At 38.9% G+C, this 22,379-nt stretch carries 14 protein-coding genes; 2 read left to right on the plus strand and 12 right to left on the minus strand.

What is annotated here, in order from left to right; all coding sequences use genetic code 11:
* Window positions 1-79: 79 nt before the first annotated feature.
* A complete protein-coding gene (truA, locus tag NF867_RS02985) occupies window positions 80-895 on the minus strand; it encodes a tRNA pseudouridine(38-40) synthase TruA (RefSeq protein WP_252586061.1) in 816 nt (271 codons plus the stop codon).
* 15 nt (window positions 896-910) lie between these two features.
* Entirely contained in the window at window positions 911-1,558 is a 648-nt protein-coding gene (locus tag NF867_RS02990) for a hypothetical protein (RefSeq protein ID WP_252586062.1), read from the minus strand.
* A gap of 225 nt (window positions 1,559-1,783) precedes the next feature.
* On the opposite strand from NF867_RS02990, the gene NF867_RS02995 reads away from it, so the two are divergent.
* Both NF867_RS02995 and NF867_RS03000 read left to right on the plus strand, forming a co-directional pair.
* The gene (locus NF867_RS02995; protein WP_252586063.1) at window positions 1,784-2,269 is read left to right on the plus strand and encodes a DUF4293 domain-containing protein; all 486 of its coding nucleotides are present in this window, start codon (window positions 1,784-1,786) and stop codon (window positions 2,267-2,269) included.
* A gap of 325 nt (window positions 2,270-2,594) precedes the next feature.
* Entirely contained in the window at window positions 2,595-4,475 is a 1,881-nt protein-coding gene (locus NF867_RS03000) for a DEAD/DEAH box helicase (protein ID WP_252586064.1), read from the plus strand.
* Between the two features lie 104 nt (window positions 4,476-4,579).
* Here NF867_RS03000 and NF867_RS03005 read toward each other — a convergent pair whose 3' ends face one another.
* From NF867_RS03005 to NF867_RS03050, 10 genes are all read right to left on the minus strand, one after another.
* A complete protein-coding gene (locus tag NF867_RS03005; protein ID WP_252586065.1) occupies window positions 4,580-5,590 on the minus strand; it encodes an NAD(P)H-dependent glycerol-3-phosphate dehydrogenase in 1,011 nt (336 codons plus the stop codon).
* A 161-nt stretch (window positions 5,591-5,751) separates the two neighbouring features.
* Entirely contained in the window at window positions 5,752-7,110 is a 1,359-nt protein-coding gene (locus NF867_RS03010) for an efflux RND transporter periplasmic adaptor subunit (RefSeq protein WP_252586066.1), read from the minus strand.
* A 35-nt stretch (window positions 7,111-7,145) separates the two neighbouring features.
* Window positions 7,146-8,507, minus strand: a complete 1,362-nt coding sequence (locus NF867_RS03015) for a TolC family protein (RefSeq protein WP_252586067.1) — start codon at window positions 8,505-8,507, stop codon at window positions 7,146-7,148.
* 103 nt (window positions 8,508-8,610) lie between these two features.
* Window positions 8,611-9,273, minus strand: a complete 663-nt coding sequence (locus tag NF867_RS03020; RefSeq protein ID WP_252586068.1) for an ABC transporter ATP-binding protein — start codon at window positions 9,271-9,273, stop codon at window positions 8,611-8,613.
* 63 nt (window positions 9,274-9,336) lie between these two features.
* Complete coding sequence (locus tag NF867_RS03025; RefSeq protein WP_252586069.1) at window positions 9,337-9,729, minus strand: ABC transporter permease; 393 nt, start codon at window positions 9,727-9,729, stop codon at window positions 9,337-9,339.
* Window positions 9,730-9,838: 109 nt separating this feature from the next.
* The gene (locus tag NF867_RS03030; RefSeq protein WP_252586070.1) at window positions 9,839-12,286 is read right to left on the minus strand and encodes an ABC transporter permease; all 2,448 of its coding nucleotides are present in this window, start codon (window positions 12,284-12,286) and stop codon (window positions 9,839-9,841) included.
* Window positions 12,287-12,373: 87 nt separating this feature from the next.
* A complete protein-coding gene (locus tag NF867_RS03035; protein ID WP_252586071.1) occupies window positions 12,374-14,767 on the minus strand; it encodes an ABC transporter permease in 2,394 nt (797 codons plus the stop codon).
* A 95-nt stretch (window positions 14,768-14,862) separates the two neighbouring features.
* Window positions 14,863-17,280 (minus strand): ABC transporter permease, encoded by a 2,418-nt coding sequence (locus tag NF867_RS03040; protein WP_252586072.1) that lies wholly within the window; start codon window positions 17,278-17,280, stop codon window positions 14,863-14,865.
* Between the two features lie 60 nt (window positions 17,281-17,340).
* Window positions 17,341-19,701 carry an ABC transporter permease gene (locus NF867_RS03045; protein WP_252586073.1) on the minus strand — a complete coding sequence of 787 codons (2,361 nt, stop codon included), beginning with the start codon at window positions 19,699-19,701 and terminating at the stop codon, window positions 17,341-17,343.
* Window positions 19,702-19,949: 248 nt separating this feature from the next.
* Window positions 19,950-22,376, minus strand: a complete 2,427-nt coding sequence (locus NF867_RS03050; protein ID WP_252586074.1) for an ABC transporter permease — start codon at window positions 22,374-22,376, stop codon at window positions 19,950-19,952.
* Window positions 22,377-22,379 lie beyond the last annotated feature (3 nt).

Below are 22,379 nucleotides of genomic sequence, written 5' to 3' on the forward strand. Positions count from 1 at the left end.
CGAATTGAAATATTGTCAACTAGTTTAACGACAAAATTGTTATCTGGTTTGATTTAACAGATATTTTACGTTCCGCTGGCTATAGATACGGGTAAGTAATCGTTGTTAAGAACAAACCTGCCGCCGGAACCGACTCACCCGCATTCGAGCGGTTTTTACTCTCCAGTATTTTCGGAACATCATTAAGCGACAAATTCCCTTTTCCAACATCGAGGAGCGTTCCAACAATTGCCCTTACCATATTACGAAGAAAGCGATCGGCAGTGATATGAAACACTAAGCCTCCTTCTACTTGCACCCATTCTGCCCTCGTTATCTTACAATTGTTCGTGAAGGTTTGGGTATTACTCTTACTAAAACAGCTAAAGTCGGTATGTTGCATTATTACTGATGCGGCTTTATTCATAAGTTCAACGTCCGGCTGGCTCCCTAACAAATAAGAGATTTCTAACTTAAAAGGATCTTTTACGAAATGCACATGATATTCGTACGAACGACTTGTTGCATCAAAACGGGCATGAGCTTCAGGAACAACTTTTATGAAACGCTTTATAGCGATTTCGTACCCTACTAAAGCATTTATCGCTTTAACTAATCGATCATGAGTAATTATAGATTGAGGATTTCGGATTTCGGATTCTCCATTACTGACTCCTGATTGCTGGCTTCTTATTTCAGTAACCGTATCAAAATGAGAAAAGAAATTAGTGGCATGAACGCCTGTATCCGTTCTTCCACAACCAACCGTTTCAATTTCTTCACGCAACACAGTCGATAATGCCTTATTCAAAACTTCTTGAACACTAATTGCATTAGGCTGAATTTGCCAGCCATGAAAATTGGTGCCTTTGTAGGCAAGTTCAACGAAATAGCGATGTTTTTTTTGCGCCTCCATCACACCTGCTCTAAATTAATTATTGGATGTAGTGGTATTACTTGATATGTATTCCTGCACCAGTTCTTTTATCCCATTGGCAGTATTCTTAATTCGACCTGTATTTATTTTGGTTACTATTGATCTATTATCTCTAAAGTATTCTAGCAAAATTTTAGAAGTCTCTAACTTATCACCCAAAAAGCCAAAAGGAATTTTCTTCAATCCTACTTTATCATTTTCCAAATAAAGTTCAGTAATAACTGATCGCCCAGAAACTTTCCCCCCATAACTGACTAAGCCTCCATAGGTCGTTATCAATAAATAACTAACTTTTTCATTCAAAATACATTTCATGTTCCCATCGTAAAACTTAACTGTTGATTCTTCACTAATTACTTTTCCTTTAGGTATGAAAATGAAATCATCCTCGTCAGCATTCAGTACTTTCTTCGAAATATAAGTTATCGAACTCATGTCATCGAAATAGCCTTTAATTGAACCTGCAGTAAATACCTGATCTTTATTCTTGCCCCTTAAACCAATCTTTACACTTCGTGGCATTGCCTTGGAGATATAACCTTCATACTTTACAGAATCAGCATCCAATATATAATCTTGAGCAACCGCATTGTCGATAATCAAACTTAATAGCACTACAAACAGTGTAATTTTTAATCTCATAAATAGAAGTCCTTTTTTGCCCCAAAGATAGACACGAATTTCACGAATTAAACAAATTGCACAAATTCACATTTAAGAGTCACAAATAGTGTAGCCGCATTATTTGATCAATTTACAAAATGACATTGGAATCAATTTATACATAAAAGCCCCCTTAACTATGGTCCAATGGCTATTGACTATTAACTATTGACTATAGATTATTGACTAACTATATTTGGCTCCATGATACAACGCGTACAATCAATCTACTTAGCCATCGCTTTTATTGCAGCAACGGCTCTATTCTTTGTTCCTGTGATAAGTTTTGTGGATATGGACAACCAAGGACAAGGCAGTATTAAAGAATTGGTGGAGATTAAAACATCAGGCAAGTATGTTATGTCAATGGCAGGCCCTAACCAAGTCGAAACTTATATTCCGGGCATTATTTTAACAATTGCAGTAGCGGCGTTAGCATTAATTACGATCTTTCTTTATAAAAACAGAAAGCGTCAGATTAGTCTTTGCTGGATAAACGCATTTTTAGCTTTAGGTCTTTCAATCTTCATGATGACTAAAGCACAACCTGCGAGTTTGGGACAAGTTTCGGAGTGGACTGCAAAAATTGGATCTTACCTCTTTACTGTGATCATTATTGCATTAATGCTGGCGCTACGCTCGATCAGAAGAGATGAAAACCTTGTGCGCTCAGCTGATCGATTACGTTAATTAAAAGATTAAAATATAAAATAATGAAAAGCAGATGACCTTAAATGGTTAATCTGCTTTTTCTTTTAATTCCCTTTTAAATAGTATGATAGCTATCATTTTTATCCGATCAAGGATCTTTAAAAAAGATTAAAACCTGAAAATCAACAAGGTATATCAAAAACTTATTTGGTTTTTAAAATAAAATAACCTTACCTTTGCGGCTGATAAAAACACCCGATGTTTATCGGAAAAGGTAGAGAGGCATTTTGATCTGGCGATCATCCCCTTTTTAAATCCCAAGCTACCCTCCTGTTAACCATTCGGTTAAAACTTAAAAAACTTGATGAATTTATTTGAACAATTGGGCATTGGCCCCAAAACTGTCCAAGCTATTACTGAGCTGGGATTCGAAGCGCCTACTCCTATTCAGGAACAAGCAATCCCAGAACTTTTAAAAGGCAATCGTGACTTTGTTGGTTTAGCACAAACAGGTACCGGTAAAACTGCAGCATTTGGCTTGCCAATGCTGGAGCTTATCAACCTTGATTTGCGTCAGCCACAAGCGTTGGTATTATGTCCAACACGCGAACTTTGCTTACAAATTACTAACGACTTAGTAAATTTCAGTAAATACCTTGGCCAAGTTAATGTTGTAGCTGTTTATGGCGGTGCCAGCATTATTAACCAAATGCGCGACCTTAAGCGTGGAGCTCACATTATTGTAGCTACTCCTGGCCGTATGTTGGATATTATCAACCGTAATGTTATCAACTTTGATAATGTAAAAATCTCTGTGTTAGACGAAGCAGATGAGATGTTGAATATGGGTTTCCAGGAAGACATCAACTCTATCCTTTCTCACACTCCTGACACTAAAAACACCTGGTTATTCTCGGCAACTATGCCAAATGAGGTACGTCGTATTTCACAAAATTACATGACCGACCCATTTGAATTAACCGTAGGTAATCGTAACGAAGGTAACGCTAACATTGAGCACGAATATTATGTTGCGAAAGCACGTGATAAATACGCTGCCTTTAAACGTTTAGTTGATTTTAACCCTGAAATTTTCGGTATTGTTTTCTGTCGTACCAAAATTGAAACGCAGGAAATTGCTGAAGCTCTAATCCGTGATGGATACAATGCTGATGCTTTACACGGCGACTTATCACAGCAACAACGCGATAAAGTAATGAAACGCTACCGCGATCGTTCTTTACAGTTATTGATTGCTACTGACGTTGCAGCACGCGGTATTGACGTTAACGACGTAACTCACGTAATTAACTATTCATTACCTGATGATGTAGAAAGCTACACTCACCGAAGTGGACGTACAGCTCGTGCTGGTAAAACCGGCGTTTCTATGGCTATTGTTAATAGCAAAGAAATGGGTAAAATCCGTCAGATTGAGCGTATTATAAAAAAGAAATTCACTAAATGTGATATTCCTAACGGATTTGATGTTTGTGAAAAACAATTATTTGCGCTTATTCACAAAGTACACAATGTGCAATTGAATGACCAGATCGATCAGTACCTGGAACGCATAAATGCCGAATTTGCTGATGTTAGCAAAGAAGATATCATTAAACGTTTTGCATCCTTAGAGTTCAACCGTTTCCTTGATTACTATAAAAACGCTCCTGATTTGAACGCCCGTGTAGACGAGCGCGAAGGTCGTGAACGTGTTGGTGAAAGAGGTGAAAGAGGCGAACGTCATACAATGCGCGGTGGAGCCGGCAAGTTTACTCGTTTATTCGTTAACCTGGGTTCTCTTGATGACTTTACACGTGGTGACATGTTACGTTACATTTGCGACAATGCACATGTAAGTGGAAGCAAGATTGGCCGTATCGATGTTAAAGGTGTTTACTCATTCTTTGAAATCGAAAGCGATAACGTTGACAAGATCTTCGAAGGTTTCAAAAGCAAAGATTTCAACGGCCGTCAGGTTCGTGTTGAAATTTCGCAAGACGGTGACCGTAAACGCGAAGAGCGTCGCTCAGGCTTTGGCGGTGGCGAACGTCGTTCGTTTGGCGGCAACCGCGAAGGTGGAAACCGTGAAGGCGGTGAGCGTCGCAGCGGTGGCTTTGGAGGAAACCGTGAGCGTAATGGCGAACGTTCTGACAGAGGTGATCGCGGAGGCCGTGGTGGCTTCGGAGGTGGTAACCGTGAGCGCAGACCATCAAGCAGCGAAGATAAAAGAGGTCGTTGGTAATCTCATTTAATCGATATAAAAAAGTCCGGATCAATGATCCGGACTTTTTTTGTGCATTCAACTATTTCTTCTGTCAACAGGTCTTTGAACTCTGAAGCTTATTCCTAGCTTAACTTTTCTGCCAACAATCTTATTTCCATACTTGGCGAAATATTTTCGTAAAGAATTGCGTAAACAGCCCTGCTGATAGGCATATATACTTTGTAGGTTCGATTAATCTCGTGCAAACATTTTACAGCGTAATATCCTTCAGCTACCATGTTCATTTCCAACTGGGCCGACTTCACTGAATACCCCTTTCCGACCATATTACCAAAGGTACGGTTGCGACTAAACTGGGAATATGCAGTTACCAGCAAATCCCCTAAGTAAGCCGAATCCTTTATATCACGATCAATCGGGTGAACTGCATCCACAAAACGCTTGATCTCTTGTAAGCCATTTGAAATTAGTACTGCTTGAAAATTATCACCATAACCTAATCCATGGCAAATTCCACTGGCAACAGCGAATATATTCTTTAACACAGCCGCGTATTCTGTACCGTAGATATCATCAGAAACAGTTGTTTTAATGTATCGGTTTAAAAGAGCTTGTGCAATCAATTCAGCTACATCATGATTCTTAGAAGCTATGGTCAGGTACGACAGTTTTTCTAATGCTACCTCTTCGGCATGGCAAGGACCAGATATTACTGCAATGTGACTCAATGGAACGTTATAACGGGTGTTCAAGAACTCCCCAATGATGAGGTTATCCGAGGGCTCAAAACCTTTAATAGCAGAAACAACAATCTTACCTTTAAAGTCTTCTTCCGACAACTCTGCAATGGCAGTCTTTAAAAAAGCTGCGGGAACAGCCAATATGATAACATCAACCTTTGCAATTGTTCCTTTCAGATCCGAGGTCAGGTTTTCTGGAGCAACATTAATTTCAACCGAACTTAAATAACGTGGATTATGACGATACTTCCGCAAATGCTCAATATCCTCATGATTACGCATCCACCAAAAAATAGTATGCTTACGGCTATTATCAGTAAGCATCTTTACAATGGCGGTTGCCCAGCTTCCACCGCCAATAACTAGTATATTCTTTTTCTCTTCGGTTAACATTTATTAGGTATGAGTTCTTAAAGATAAATAGTCTGCTCAATTGAGGCCACGAACTTTTAAACTCCTTAATTGGTTTTGAAATGGTTAACGACTAAACGTTTTAAAATAAAAATGGCCCAATTTTACATTAAATTAGGCCATTTTCAAGAAATTATTGAAAACTATTTTTTCTTTTCGCCGGCGTACAACTTATCCTTCTCCACTTTTTTTACCTTATCGCCGCTCTTAAGTGTCTTAGATACTGCCAGATAGGGGCCAGTGATGACTTGATCACCCGCCTTTAAACCCGATTTAATTTCGATGAACGAATCGTTCTGAATACCGGTGGTTACGTTAACCGATTGAGCGACCCCATTACGCATAACAAATACCAAAGGCTGAACCTGATCCATTGATTTATCGGCCTTTTTATCATCCTCTTTTGACTGAGGCCCTTTGTCTTTATCATCTTTTTTCTCTGGCTCGCGTGTGGTTACCGACTGAATAGGAACGGATAAAGCATTTGTTGATTTTTCGGTATGAACATCAACCGTTGAAGACAAACCCGGACGGAACGGCGACTCAGCGCTTCCTTTTAGTAACTGTTCATACGACGAAGGAATCAAATGCACTTTAACTTGAAAATTAGTTACCTGGTCAGTGGTAGCAGTTGAGCTTGCAGTTGAAGCAGAATTAGCAATTGAAGTAACCACTCCTTTAAATTTCTTACCAAGGAAAGCATCTACTTCAATATCAGCGGTGTCATTTAATGAAATACGATTAATATCGTTCTCATTTACATCAACCACAGCTTCCATGCTTTTTAAATCGGCAATACGCATAATCTCGGTGCCCTGCATTTGAGCTGTACCTAATACGCGTTCACCTTTTTTAACGCTTAACAACGAAACAATTCCATCAATTGGAGAGTAGATAGTGGTCTTGGCAAGGTTAACCCCTGACTGTTCTAACGAAGCCTGAGTAGAGGCCACATTATAACGAGCAGCCTGTACACTTTGTTTAGCCGCGCTTACACTTTGCTTAGCCTGTTCATACTGAGCTAAAGCAGCATCATATTCTGATTGAGAAATTACTTTGTCCTGAAACAACTTTTGGTTACGGTTATAAGAAGCTTCGGCATTTTTAAAGGTAGCTTCAGCTGATGCAAGTTGAGCCTGGCTGTTGGCCATATTGGCTTTTACCTCATTCACCATTGCTTCCGAACGGCTATAATCAGATGCATAAAAGTCTGGACGAATCTTACATAACAACTGCCCTTTTTTAACCCTGTCACCTTCTTTCACATAAATCTCTACCAATTCACCTGAAACTTCCGGACTAAGTTTCACTTCTACTTCCGGTTGGATTTTACCACTTGCCGATACTGTTTCAACAATAGTTAGTTTTGAAACAGGCTCAACAGATACCTCCACTTCATCCTTGCCACCGATCCATCCTTGTTTCTTACCAACAAATGCAACAATTATTAACAGCGCTACCGCACTCAACAAGTACCATAGCATTTTATTACTTTTCTTCATTTAAGTTTCGTGTTATTGCTGATCTATTATTTTTATTATAAAGTTAACGGCTTTCCTAAGTAATAATCAATCACTTTGCTCTTAAAAATCATATCATATTTTGCCTGAAGAGCTTCCGATTCTGATTTACTGTAATTGTTTTTTGAAATATTCAGGTCCAAACTATTGATCAAGCCTACATCAAAACGTTTTTGACTGTATTCGTATGCTTTTTTAAGCGATTCGAAAGAACTTTGAGCTGATGCATATTTCTTTTCAGCAGCTCTTAAATCGGCAACAGATTGAGCAATGGTTTTGTTCAATACATTTTTAGCTAATTCTTCACTGGCTTTAGCATTTTCATAATCAATTTTAGCCTTTTTAACATTGTTTCTGGACTGTAACCCATTGAATATCGGAATATTCAAACTAAAGTTCAGTGATTTACCTAAAAAGCTATCGTACTGATCGCTGAATGAAGGACGATGCTTTGAACCGTTGGGGTTATTTGGATCATCAGGAACTTCAAATTGCCATGAATAATATGAACCCATGTTAGCATTCATACTTAAAGTCGGATAATATGCTCCGCGTGCCATACTCACTAACTTTTCATAAGATAGCTTTTGATACTCACTGATCTTTATGGCAGGATTAATTTTCACTGCTTCATTATAAACATAATTAGCGTCGTATTGCAAATTGCTTGCTTTTAAAGCATTCTCACTTGGGCGTTGAATGCTAAAAGCTTGTTGCGGTTCTAAACTCAACAATTGTTTTAATTCTAATGTTGAAATTTCAAATTGATTCTGTGCAGATGTTAAATTTGTTTCATCTATAGCCACCTGTGCCTTAAACTGCAAATAGTCAGCTTCTGTAATACTTCCCACATCTGCTTTTTTCTTCGCCATTTCCGCCTGTTCCTGACTTACTTTTAATTGGTTGGTAAGGTTATTCACCTGCTCTTCATTGAATAGCGTAGCTAAAAACTGGGTAACGACATTTAACGAAACATCCTGAATGGTTTTTTCTACGTTACTTTGATTAGCCATTAAAGAATACTTTGCTTGCTTAATGGAATTCACTCTTTGTAAACCTGAGAATAAGTTCCAATTAGCCGACAACCCATAATTAAGGTTATTGGTTGTTGTATTTGCATACTCGTAAGTAACCTGGTTAACACTCCGCCCAAAGTTATTAAGCTGTGAAATATTACCATTTACTGTAGGTGCCAAATCAAACTTAGATTGTGAATAATTTACTTCTGAAACGGATTGAGCAAATTTTGCCTGCTTTATACTCAAATTGTGCTCTAAAGCATAGTTCACACATTGCTCCAAGGTAAATTTCTCCTGGGCTTGTGCTTTATTAAACAGTAAAATACTTGATGTAATGAATAAGAATATCGGCTTTTTCAAGGTATTTAAATTATTTGAGGCTGAAACTAAATATATTTTTTTTAATACAAGATATTTCTTGAAAGCTGTTGCCGTAATTTTTTGGTTACAGCTTATATAACTATTAGGCAATTTTTCCATCTAACAGATTTATAATTCTTGAACCATACGACGCATTCTTTTCCGAATGGGTTACTTGTACAATGGTCACTCCGTCTTCTTTATTTAATCGGGTAAACAAATCCATAATTTCTTCGCCTTGCTTTGAGTTGAGGTTACCCGTTGGCTCATCGGCTAAGATTAGTTTAGGCTTGGTGATCACCGCTCTGGCAATACCCACTAATTGCTGTTGTCCTCCTGATAATTGCTCCGGAAACAGGTCTTTCTTTCCAACAATCTGAAAGCGGTCTAATATGTCTGCAACCATGGCCTTACGCTCCGAAGAACTTATTTTATGATATAGCAGTGGTGTTTCAATATTTTCATAAACTGTTAACTCATCAATTAAATGATAGGCCTGAAATACAAAACCAATGTGTTTTTTATATAGCTCCGAGCGTTGTTTCTCTTTCAAGGTAAAAACAGATTCTCCTTCAAAAGAATACTCACCTTCAGAAGGGTCATCAATCATACCCATAATGTGCAGTAAAGTAGATTTCCCGGAACCCGACGGGCCCATGATCGATGCAAACTCACCTTCTTTGATTTCAAGATCAATGTGACGCAGAATATGCGCTTTAGCTGACCCGTTTGAATACCACTTTGATATATCTTTTAATTTTATCATTCTTTTATAGTTTTAAGCCTTTAGGTTTTAGCTATTGGCTATTAGGTTTATTAATTTATTTAGCTAACGACTAACAACTTCGGTAATTTCCGGTTCAAAGAAATTTCCACTGGGCAGCAATTTCTTATCACCGTACGACAAGGCATGCTCTCCTTCCCATGAACACATTACCACATACTTAAAGTCGCTGCCGTACTTGGCTTTAATTTCATCACCCAAAACATAAGGGACTGATCTTTGGGTTCCTTTAAAGCCATTAAAGGTTTGATTTTGCCAAACAGCAGCAATTTTATCGTGGTTTTTGAAATTCTTGTTAAATGATAATTCATCCCAAATCCATAAACCGATTAACATAGCCACCGCCATACCTACGGCCAATCCACCCAGATTGATGAATGAGAATATCTTGTGCCTCGAGAGGTTTCTAAGTGCGATCTTTATATAGTTTTTTAACATAGCTTTTAGCTTTATAGCCTTTAGCAGTTAGCTGTAGGTTATGATTTTTATAATTTATTTAATCAACGAGAGCTATCTAATGGCTAATAACTAATCGCCAATAGCTCTATTACTCTGTTTTCAAACTATTTACCGGATTGGCTACCGCCGCTTTAACAGCCTGAAAACTAACCGTGACTAAAGCAATAACTGCCGCTAATAAACCGGCAACAATAAACATCCACCAGCCAATATTTATCCGATAAGCAAAATCCTGCAGCCATTTATCCATTGCGTACCAGGCAATTGGAAAGGCAATTAGGGTTGCTATAAGCACTGGTTTCAAAAAGTCTTTAGATAGCAGTAAAACAATGTTGCTTATACTGGCGCCAAGTACTTTTCTGATACCAATTTCTTTAATGCGTTGTTCAGCAGAGTAAGTTGCCAAACCGAATAAGCCTAAACAAGAAATCAGGATGGCAATTAGGGTGAAATAGCTTACGATTGATGAAAGCCGTTCTTCCGACTGGAAGTTTTTGGCAAAATCTGCATCTAAAAAGCTGTATTCAAATGGCTCGGCTGGATTAAGTTTTTGCCATTTACTTTCTATTGAGGTTAAAACTGAGTGCATATTCTCTGCCGTAGTATGAACGATCAGGTAGTTGTAGCCATCTGTTACCCATCTGAATGCAAAGGGTTTTATTTCGTTGTGCAGATCTTCGAAATTAAAATCGTTTACCACACCTACGATTGTGAATGGCATAGTTTGTCCTTGCCAGTCCCAATTAAGAATTTTTCCAATTGCTTCCTGCGGATTTTTGAAGCCTAATTCAGCTATAACTTTTTGATTCACCACTAATCGGTCATTGGTATCGGCTTTAAACTCGGTTGTAAACAACCGCCCAGCAAGTGGTTTTATGTCTAAGGTTTGTAGTAAATCGTCATCAACATAATTCATAAACACATTCTTCGCCTCGTTAATTGTCTCACCTGAACGATACAAATTCATATCGCTGGGATTCATAATCCCAGGATAATAATAGCAGGCGCCAACCGAACGTATTTGTGTTTCTTTTTTGAGCTCATTTTTTAACGGCTCATAAATTTGTTTTGCCAATGATGTTCGCAAGGGAATTATTACCTGCTGTTCACGTTGAAACCCCAGATCCTTTGAACGCATGAAATGCATCTGACTATATATAACAATGGAGGAAACTATTAATACCACTGAGATAACAAATTGGAAGACCACCAAAAACTTGCGAACGGACACCGCTGCCATTGTATTTGACAACTTGCCTTTTAACGCTTTAACCGGCTTTAATGATGATAAATACCAGGCTGGATAGCTTCCAGCCACGACACCGGCAATTAACGAAAGGATGAAAAATCCTATGATAAGAAGATAATGCTGCTCAAATGAAAAGGTAATTTCCCTGCCCGAAACTTGCGCAAACAATGGGACCATTACTCGCGTAACAAGCATGGCAAAGCCAAATGCAAACAGGCTCATTAATATCGATTCACTTAAGAACTGTCGTACCAAAGCCGACTTTTCTGCTCCTAATACCTTACGAACTCCTACTTCAGCCGAGCGTTTTGCCGATCGGGCAGTGGATAAATTCATAAAGTTGATGCAGGCAATTAGTAAAGTGAACAAGGCGATGGATGCCAGTATGTAAAGATAGGTCACGCTTCCTGCCGGCGTTACTGTATTCTTTAGTCCTGATGCGAGGTGAATCTCGGTTAAAGGAGTAATTGTGAACTTTCTTCCTAAACCAACCTTCCTTAATGCTTCACCCAAATATTTATTTACAAACGCCGGAAACTTGGATTCTAAGGTTTTGGCGCTGGCATTCGGTTTCAAACGAAAATAGGTAAAGAACATATTGTGAGTGATCAAATCAGACGATTGGCGGTTGATCAACTGTTCCATCGTCCCACCCCTCATCGACATAAAAAAGCGTGCATTTATATGTGAGGGCTTTTTACCAGGCACAAAAACACCTGTTACCTTAAAATCATTTTCGCCGTTGGTGTTGCTGTTAACATGAATTACCTTATCTAATGCCGATTCGTTACCGAATATTTTCTTCGCTATTTCTTCCGAAATCACTAATGAATTTGGCTCTGACAGTGCTTTAAGTGGATTTCCTTCTTTAAACTGATAGGTAAAAACATCAAAAAAAGTAGAGTCGGCTAAGAAGCCATGATCTTCGTAAAAAGGCTTTAGGGTTCCCCTATCATTATATTGAAACAGGGTTTTATCATCTACAAAGGTTTGCAGCAAACGAGTGGTTTGTTCAATTTCAGGAAATACCTCCTGCATGGTTTTAGCCATGGGTGCAGCCGCTGTTGCTGACGCAGATTCCTTTCCATCTTTAACAAACACGGTATTCAATTGATAAATCCGGTCTGCATTTTTATAATGCTTATCGTAACTCAATTCATTGTTCAAATACAATGCAATGAGTAAGCAGCTGGTTAAACCCGTTGCCAGTCCGAACACATTGATAAAGGTGAACGTTTTATTTTTCTTAAAACCTCGCCAGGCTATTTTTATATAGTTTCTAAGCATACTTTTTAAGTATTTAGCTTTTAATGCATTTGCCTTCGACTACGCTCAGGCTGACCTTATTGAAGTGTCAGCCTGAGCGTAGTCGCCTTACTCTGTTCTCAAGCTCTTCACCGGATTTGCCATTGCTACTTTAATGGCCTGAAAGCTTACGGTTGCTAAGGCGATGATTAAAACCATGATTCCAGTAGCTGTAAATATCCCCCAGCCTACGTTAATCCGATATGGGTAGTTCTCCAGCCATTTATTGGTTGCCCACCATGCTACCGGCATGGAAATTAAAAATGAAACAATGATAAGCTTCAGAAAATCTTTGGATAATAAAGTAACTACTCCCCCTACCGATGCACCCAACACTTTACGGATGCCAATTTCTTTGGTTCTCTTTTCGGCAGATAATACAGAAAGACCAAACAACCCAATGGCTGATATGAAAATGGTCAACACTGCTCCAAACAACAGGATGGTTTTCCATTTTGCTTCGCTTTGATAGTTTTCAAGGTTTTCGATATGCTTGAATTTGTAAACGTAAGGGTTAATTGGAAACATCTTCTTGAACACTTTTTCAATGTATTGAAGACTTGCTGTCTCGGTATGTGGTTTGATTTTGATGAATACAATACCGTAGCCATTATCCTTTTTCATGGTAAACAATTGTGGACCGATCTTTCTTCCCAATCCTTCGAAATGATAATCTTTAACCACCCCAATCACATTATACTTTTTATTATGGTACCAAAAATCAACCACCTGATTCAAGGGATCTTTCCAACCGGCTTCCTTTACAAACGCTTCGTTAACAATTACCGAATGGCTTGAATCAGAAGGATAATCCGCAGAAAAATTACGCCCCTGAATAATCGACACCTTTAGCAAAGGCAAATAGGTTTCGTCGACGGTTTCGTAAGCAAACTGCAACTGTTTTTCGCCATTAACTTTTGCCATAGTACCCCAAAAGCCGCCATTTTTAGGAGCAACTTCAACTATGTTTGGATTTTTCTTTAGCTCATTTTTTAACACCTGGGCCTGCTCTCTGTTCATATCCCATTTCTGCACCCCAACTAAATCTGTATCATCATAACCCAATTTTGCATTGGTTAAATAGTTGAACTGTGAAAAGATGGTGAGCGTGGCGATAATTAAAAATGAAGCCAATGCGAACTGCGTAACTACTAATGATTTTTGCAGATAGTTTTTACCGGCTATGGCAAACCGACCGTAAAGTGTTTGAGTTGGATTATATTTCGACAGCACCAATGCTGGGTAAAACCCTGCCAATAAACCGGTAAGTATAAACAACAAAATATAACCGCCAATAAGTTTTGCATCTAAGAGATAACTAAAGGCTAGCGCTTTATTCGAAAGGTCATTAAAAACAGGTAAAATAAGCTGTACTACTACTAAAGCCAACACAAAAGCTATAAAGCATAGAATGAACGACTCGCCCATAAACTGCACGATCAGCTGTTTTCTTCCACTTCCAACCACTTTTCGTACGCCGATCTCTTTAGCGCGTTTTACCGATCGGGCTACGGTAAGGTTAATGAAGTTGATACAGGCGATTAACAAAATAAACACTGCAATACCTGAAAGGATGTAAGAAAAAACAGGGTTACTATTACCAGAAAGCCCATTCTGTGCAGGCATTTCTGTGCTCAAATGCATAGCGGTATATGGCTGCAACAGATAAGCCCATTTTTGAGTCACCCCATACTTATCGAACTGCGCTTTTATTTCGGAAGCGGCATCTTTCTCATAAACCATTTTCATTTTACGTTCCACTGCCTGCACATTTGCCGTTGGCTTTAAAACGATGAACGTATTGAGGAAGAAATTAAACCAGTTCTCGCTGTTTTGCTCATCCTCTTTCGATACAATCATCGGCAGTAATACATCAAACTTAATAGATGAGTTTTGTGGGCATTTCTTGGCAACAGCTGTTACCGTATAAGGAACAAACTGCTTGTTCTCTTCAAAAAGAATGGTTTTACCTACAGCATCTGTAGTTCCAAACTGTTTTATCGCCTCGGTTTCGCTAAGTACAACGGTTTGAGGATGAACCAGTGCCGTTTTCGGATCTCCGCTTAACAATGGAAAAGAGAACACGGAAAAGAAACTTGAATCGACATACGAAAGCTCTTGTGAATAAATTTCACCCTTGCTTTTTATATCACGGTTTCCTCCTTGTACTCGGACAAAAGATTTAATCTCCGGAATGTTTTGCGTAAACCGAGGGCCCTGAAAATAACCTGTTATGGCATCCTTGCGGCCCTTTGCCCCATCTTTACTTATCTCCTGAAAACCGATACGATAGATCTGGTTCACATCTTTATGAAAACGATCATAGCTCACCTCATCTTTTACGTATAAGACAATGAGCATTGCACAGGTTAAGCCTAAGCTCAGTCCTGCGATATTGATGAAGGAATACACTTTGTTCCGAAGTAAATTCCTTAATGCCGTTTTAAAGTAGTTGCTTAACATAACATTTAGCTTTTAGCCATTAGCTGTTGGCTATTGGCGTTGTGTTTTATTTCTTAAAATCGATAATGGCTACTAGCCAACCGCTAATAACTCTTTTATTCTGTTCTTAAACTTTTCACCGGATTGGCCACGGCTGCTTTCAATGCTTTGTATCCTACCGTTATCCAAGCAATTAAGATGGATAGCACTATTGCCAATGCGAAAACACCAACACCGATACTAATTCGATAGGCAAAATTGCTTAACCAATTATTCATGATATAATAGGCTGTGGGTGCAGCTATAAAAAAGGCAATAGCAATTAGAATGGTGAATTCCTTAGAAAACAGGTAAATAATATTGGCGACTGAGGCGCCTAATACTTTTCGAATCCCTACTTCTTTCGTTTTCTGAACTGCCATAAATGACACTAGTCCGTACAACCCTAAACAAGAGATAAATAAGGCCAAGCCTGCAAAAATTTTATACAACACAGCCAGCTGTTCCTCCTGCTGATAAAAGTGAGCTATACTTTCATCCATGTAAGAGCCCGAATAAGCGTATTCCGGATAAAACTTATTCCAGCTTTTTTCTATATTTTTTTGGGCCTTGGAAAGATTATTGGTTAACAGTTTTATAGAAGTAACACTATAAAACTTTGAATTAGCAGCGATCAGAAGAGGTTTAACAGTTTCGCGTAGGGAATTCGTTTTAAAGTCTTTAACTACACCTACAATCTGTTTCCATGGTTGACCTCCCAATCGGATTTCTTTCCCAATCATATCCTGGGCATTCTTCACACCCATTTTATTCATCAAGGTTTCATTAACTAAAACTTCGTTGATAGTGTCACTTTGAAAATAACCTCGTCCGGCAACTAACTGTAAACCGTAGGTCCTCACATAATCAAGATCACCAAACTTTAAGAAAAGCGGGAACTTTTCATCCGGACGATGATCGTAGGCGAAATTGGTACCCCAGTTATTTTCAGATGAAGGCACATCGGTACTAAAACTAACGGCCTTTACTCCCGGAATAGATAAGAGTTCTTCCTTAAATGATTTTTGTCGGGCAACAGAAGCACTATCTGAATTTCCTTTTAATACTAAAATGGCTTCCTTGTTAAATCCCAAATCGGCTGTGCGGATATAATTCATCTGACTTACGGCCACAATAGTGGCAACCACTAATATTTGTGACATGGCAAACTGCAGAACCACCAATCCCCGGCGCAAAGAAATGCCTCCAATTGTGGTTGTGGTCAGTTTACTTTTCAATGCCAAAACAGGCTGAAAACCGGATAAGATCAGCGAAGGGTAAAAACCGGAAAGTATAGTAACAACTGTAATAATGATCAGTAGAAATAAGAAATTAATACCGCTGAATAAACTAAGCTGCTCGGGCAGTGAAACCACATGTTTAAGGTATGGCAATATTAACCACGCAATTAATACTGCTACCAAAGCCGAAACAATAACAATAAATGCCGTTTCACTCATCATCTGCCCAATCAACTGTTTACGGTCGCTTCCCAAAACTTTGCGCACACCCACTTCTTTTGAGCGGCCAATTGCCAAAGCAGTTGAAAGGTTGACAAAGTTGATACATGCCATGATGATGATCAGCACTCCGATAAATGAAAGTGTAATCAGGGTTGGTTTACTGGTAACATGGTCGCCCAAATTGCCGAATCGTGTGTCAAAATGATTTTCGGCAATCGGATGCAAATAGTTCAAACGGTATCTGCTTGGATCACTTTTTTGATAGTGCTTTAAACTGAATTTTTTCAACTGGGCATTTATTGAAGCAGCTGAAACTTTTTCAGGCAACAGCATAAAGACTTGAAAACTACTGGTTGTACTGCCCCAATCAGTGGTATAATAATACACCGATGGATTATTCTTCATGGTGATAAATGAAGCTACCAGGCCTAATGGAAAGTCGGTATTGGCTGGAGGATTACTTAAAATACCTGCAACTTTAAGCGTTATGGTATTATCAAGTTTTACAGATTGCCCAATAGCCGTATGCCAATCACCAAAATACTTTTCTGCCATCTTTTGGGTGAGTACTACCATATTAGGTTGTGCAAGTACCTCCTTGTTTCCAGCTAACCAATTAAAGTTAAAGACCTCAAAGAAAACTGGATCACAAAAGCACATTCCATTTTCTTCGATAAACTTTTTATCCTCAGCCACAGCTTTACCATTGTTTAAAACAGTAACCTGACTGCCATAAAGTGAAAACAATGCCCCGGTTTTCACTTGCGGAAAGTCTGTTCTAAATGCGTCTAATGCAGGAAAAGGAACACCGGGAGTATAATCGATTCCCTCGGAATTCTTGTCTTCTGTAACCACATGGTAAATGCGGTTGAAATTAGGCTGAAATTTATCATAACTCAATTCATACCTGATCACCATAAACAGCAGCAAACAAGAAGCAATGCCAATGGCTAATCCGGCAATATTTAGTAATGAATAGGTCTTTCGACGAATCAGATTACGAAAGGCTATTTTGAAATAATTTCTGAACATAATTACAGTCTTTATAGATAAGCGTTAGTATTAGAATAAACTAAACAGAGTTACTCAGGGCTATTCCGTTCTTAAACTTTTTACAGGATTGGCCCTTGCAGCTTTAACCGCTTGAAAACTTACAGTAAGCAAGGCTATCGAAACTGCGGCAAGGCCTGCAATAACAAATACGCCCCAACCTATATCAATACGATACGCAAAATCCTGAAGCCATTTATGCATAGCCCACCAAGCTAGCGGAGAAGCGATAACAATGGCGATCAAAACCAGTCGTAAGAAATCTTTACTTAGCATTGCCAAAATGCTTGTTACACTGGCACCCAGCACTTTTCGAACACCAATTTCCTTGGTTCTTTGCTCTGCGGTAAAAGTGACCAAACCAAACAATCCTAAGCACGAAATGAATATGGCCAGAAAGGCAAAGTATCGTGAAAGCTTGTTAACTGTAAGCTCTGTTTTATAGTTTTTTGATATTTCCTGATCGGTGAAATAATACCTGAACGGAAAACCGGGATTAAACTGTTTTAACACCTTTTCCATACTGGCAAGGGCCTGTTTGGTTTGGCCGGCTTCTGTTCTAACAATTACATTCTGACCATAACCCCAGTCTTTTTTCACTAAACGAAGTATTAACGGTTCAATAGGAACATGCAATGAATTATGGTGATAATCTTTCATCACACCGATAATGGTTCCTTTATCCCCCCACATGGTGAGTTCCTTACCAACCGGATCTTTATAACCTATTTTCCTGGCAGCTGCTTCATTTACCAGGTAGTTCAAGGTATCTGTTCCGTAATCGGCGCTAAAGTCTCGTCCATCCACCAGTTGAATACCCATTGTTTTTATATAATCATAGGTAATTGGGTTTGAACTGAAAAGGATAAGCTTGGTGGTGTCTTTGCCGGGCCAGGTTACACCTTGTGTTGAACTACCTACCTCCAGCGGACTGCTTGCGGCACTTGTTACATTTTTTATCCCAGGCTGTTTAAGTAGTTCTTGTTTAAACGTTGGATAGTTCTTTGCTAATTCGCCCTCCAATGGAATATATAAAAGATCTTCCCTGGCAAAGCCCAGGTTCTTATTATGAATAAAATCAATTTGCCTGTACACCACAATCATTCCGAGTATTAAAATGATGGATAGTGAGAACTGAAAAACAACTAAGGCTTTACGAAAATAGGCCGCACTTGGATTAATTTTCAGCGCTCCTTTTAAAACCACTATCGGCCTGAGAGACGACATGAACAAGGCAGGGTACGAACCCGAAACAATTCCGGTTAGCAGGGTAAGCAAAATAATTGTCGACCAAAAAGAAACATCTCCAAAATTGAGGGCAAGCTGTTTATCGGTTAAAGCATTGAACGAAGGAAGAATGAATAAGACAAGTAGCAAAGAAACACCCATTGCTATAAAAGAAACCAATAGTGACTCACCAATAAATTGCCCTATTAGTTGTCCTTTACTGGCCCCAACAACTTTACGCACGCCAATTTCCCTGCTTCGTTTAAGCGAACGGGCGGTGGCTAGGTTCATGAAATTAATGCAGGCAATTAAAAGTATAACAATGGCTACAACTGAAAATATTCGCACATACTCTATTCTTCCGCCATTTTGTTTTCCACCTTCCCAGTTAGAATACAGGTATGATTCGCCATAATTCTGCAAAAACATCTCTACATTGCTGCCCTTGTTTTTACTTTTTATATACCCCTTAAGTTTAGCATTTACTTTCTCAAGCGAAGTATTTGGAGCAAGCATTACATAGCAACGCGGACCATTATTGCCCCATTCTTTTGCCCAGGTATTTTCTTTCGCCCATCGATCAAAACTCATTAAAAACTCAAATTTCAAAGAAGATGACGTTGGAATTTCGTCGAGCACTCCGGTAACGATCACATTTTCTTTATTGTCTATGCGGATCATTTTTCCGATAGGATCCTGGCCTTTAAAGTATTTATCCGCAAGTTTCTTTGACAACACCACCGCATCCGGACGGGCAAGGGCCGTAGCCGCATCACCTTTTGTCAGTTTAAACGAAAACATCTTTAAGAAATCCTTCTGTACGTAACGGCCCTTTTCTTTATCGAAGGTATCGTTCACGGTAAACAGCGGCTCTTCTTCCCACAAACACTGACTCGCCATTTGAATTTCAGGAATATCCTTCACAACATTTTCAGCGAAGATTCCCGGTGTTGAAGGAAAGGTGGATATTGAACCTGAATAAAACTGGTTCTCCATCACGCGGTAAAGTCGGTTGTCGTTGGCATGAAACTTATCCATGGCCAGTTCGTCTTTTACCCAAAGCATTATCAACAGGCTGCAGGTCATCCCCAGGGCCAACCCCATTATATTAATGAAAGAGAACATCTTGTTGTTCAACAGGTTTCTCCAGGCGGTTTTAAAATAATTTTTTAACATAGTTGTAGCTTTTGCGCTTTAAAAATCTTAGTGAATTGATATCCAAAACAGCATCAATGCACTGCAAATAATTCCCAGGGCAAGTCCCAACACGCTCAGCACAATGGTGCCTTTAAGTAGAAACTTGTTTTTCATTTGTCTTTCAATAGTGTGAGGTCCCATGATTTTAATGTTATAAGTTATTTTTAGCCTTCGACTACGCTCAGGCAGACTCTATTGGAAGTGTCATGCTGAGCGTAGTCGAAGCGTTATTCAGTTCTTAAACTTTTCACCGGATTTGCCAAAGCTGCCTTTACTGATTGGAAACTGAGGGTTACCAAGGCGATTACCAATGCGGTAAGACCGGCTAAAACAAACACCCACCAGCCAATTTCAATACGGTAAACAAAATCTTGCAGCCATTTATTCATGGCATACCATGCAATTGGAAATGCTATTAGGGACGCAACAAATACCAACTTCAAGAAATCTTTAGAAAGCATGGTGATAATATTGGCTGCGGAAGCTCCCAATACCTTTCGGATACCAATTTCTTTAGTGCGTTGCTCGGCCGAATAAGCTACCAATCCGAATAATCCTAAACAAGCAATGACAATGGCCAGCATAGCAAAAACGATCGCTATTTTACCTACCCGTTGTTCGGTCCGGTACATATCGTCAAATGAATCATCGAGAAAACGGTAGCTAAAAGGCATGCCCGGTGCCAATGATTTCCATTTGGTTTCAACCTGCTGAATTAGCGCTTGCATGTCTTTGGTTTTAACTTTGAAAGCTGCATAGCCATCAGTTTTTGAAAGTATCAGGGCTAATGGACCAATATTCTGACGCAAGGATTCGAAATGAAAGTTTTTAACGACCCCAATAATTGTATACGGAATCATAACCCCTGTTTGCGTATCCTGAAGCGTATAAACTTTCTGACCAATAGGATCTTTATAGCCCAGTATTTGTGCAGTGCTTTCGTTAATAATAATAGCACTTGAATCGGCGCCAAAATCCTTTGAGAAATTCCTTCCTGCACTCAGTTGCATACCCAGTGTTTTTAAGTATTCATAATCAACACCCCAAACTTGAGAACTGTAGGAATTTTGAACATTCATTACCGTTTCTTTTGAAAACGTATTGTCGTTGCGCCACGAAGAAGACACTGGCAAAAAACCACTAACTGTTCCGCTTAACACTCCAGGCATGTTGCCAACCTCATTTTTAAATGCATCCACATTCTTTTGAAGTGCACCTGCCCGGTCAATAATTAAAACCTGCTCTTTATCAAAGCCTAATTTTTTGGTTTGTATATAATTAAGCTGGCGGTAAACGATGATAGTCCCGATGATTAGAACAATAGAAGTAACAAATTGAAATACCACCAATCCTCCTCTCAACCAGCTATTTTTCATACCGTTTGACAACTTGCCTTTCAAAACAACAATCGGCTGAAATTTGGAAAGGAAAAAAGCAGGGTAACTACCGGAGATAGCCCCAACAACAAATGGCAGAATGATTAGAAACAGCAGCATTTTGCCTCCTAACAAATTCTTAATGGAAAGCGATTTTGCAGCCAGCTCATTAAAAGACGGTAACACCAGCCAAACCATAACCACAGCTATAACCGTTGAAATGATCACTGTTAAAGTCGACTCTGTTAAAAACTGACCGATCAGGCTTCTCCGTTCAGTACCAAGTACTTTGCGTATACCAACCTCTTTAGCCCTCCTACTTGAACGTGCCGTTGAAAGGTTCATGAAATTGATACATGCCAGCAACAAAATGAAAAGCGCTACTGCCGAAAAAATATAAACATATTGAATGCTGCCGTTTGGGGCCAGCTCAACACCCCTGTCTGATTTAAGGTGGATATCAGTTAGCGGTATTAAGTTATATTCCAGTTTATTGCCGGCTTTATAAAAATCATCCATGCTGTTTATTTGCATAAACTGTTTGGCCTGCGGAAAAATATATTTCTGAATTACCTGGGCAAAGTTTTTTTCAAAAGCTTTATAGTTAGTTCCTTTCTTTAATAAAAGGTAAGTATGAAAGTTATGACTAAGAAAAGTTCCAAAGTTGTAATCCACATTTTGCATCGAGAAGATGAAATCAAAATTAAAATGTGAATTATGAGGAATGTCTTTTATTACCGCAGTAACTTTATAAGGAGTTTTGTTAGCTTCAATAACTTTACCCAAAGCCGCTGTAGTGCCGAAATATTTTCGGGCTGTCGATGCGGTAATTACCACCGAATTAGGCTCTGTAAGCGCTTTTTTCGCATTACCCTCAATAACCGGCAAGGTAAATACGTCAAACAAGGTAGAATCGGCATGCGCTACATTCTGCTCTTCAATAAATTCATTTCCCTTTTTAATAAGTTTAGCTCCGTTTGAGTTGTAAATGCGAACAAATTCTTCTACCTGCGGATAATCTTTTTTGAGCGTTTCACCCATCGGATCAGAAGTAACAGCCAGCTTCATTTCATTGCTACCCAATTTCAGGTCAGAATTTATACGAAAGATCCGGTCGGCATTTACATTATACTTATCATAACTTAACTCATCAAAAACGTACAATGAAATCAGGATAAAACAAGCCAAACCTGTAGCTAATCCAATAATATTGATCAGCGAGAACGTTTTGTTCTTTATCAGGTTTCTCCAGGCAATTTTTATATAGTTTGTTAACATAGT

Origin of the sequence: Solitalea agri (assembly GCF_023914155.1) — a bacterium.
GTDB classification, from domain to species: domain Bacteria; phylum Bacteroidota; class Bacteroidia; order Sphingobacteriales; family Sphingobacteriaceae; genus Solitalea; species Solitalea agri.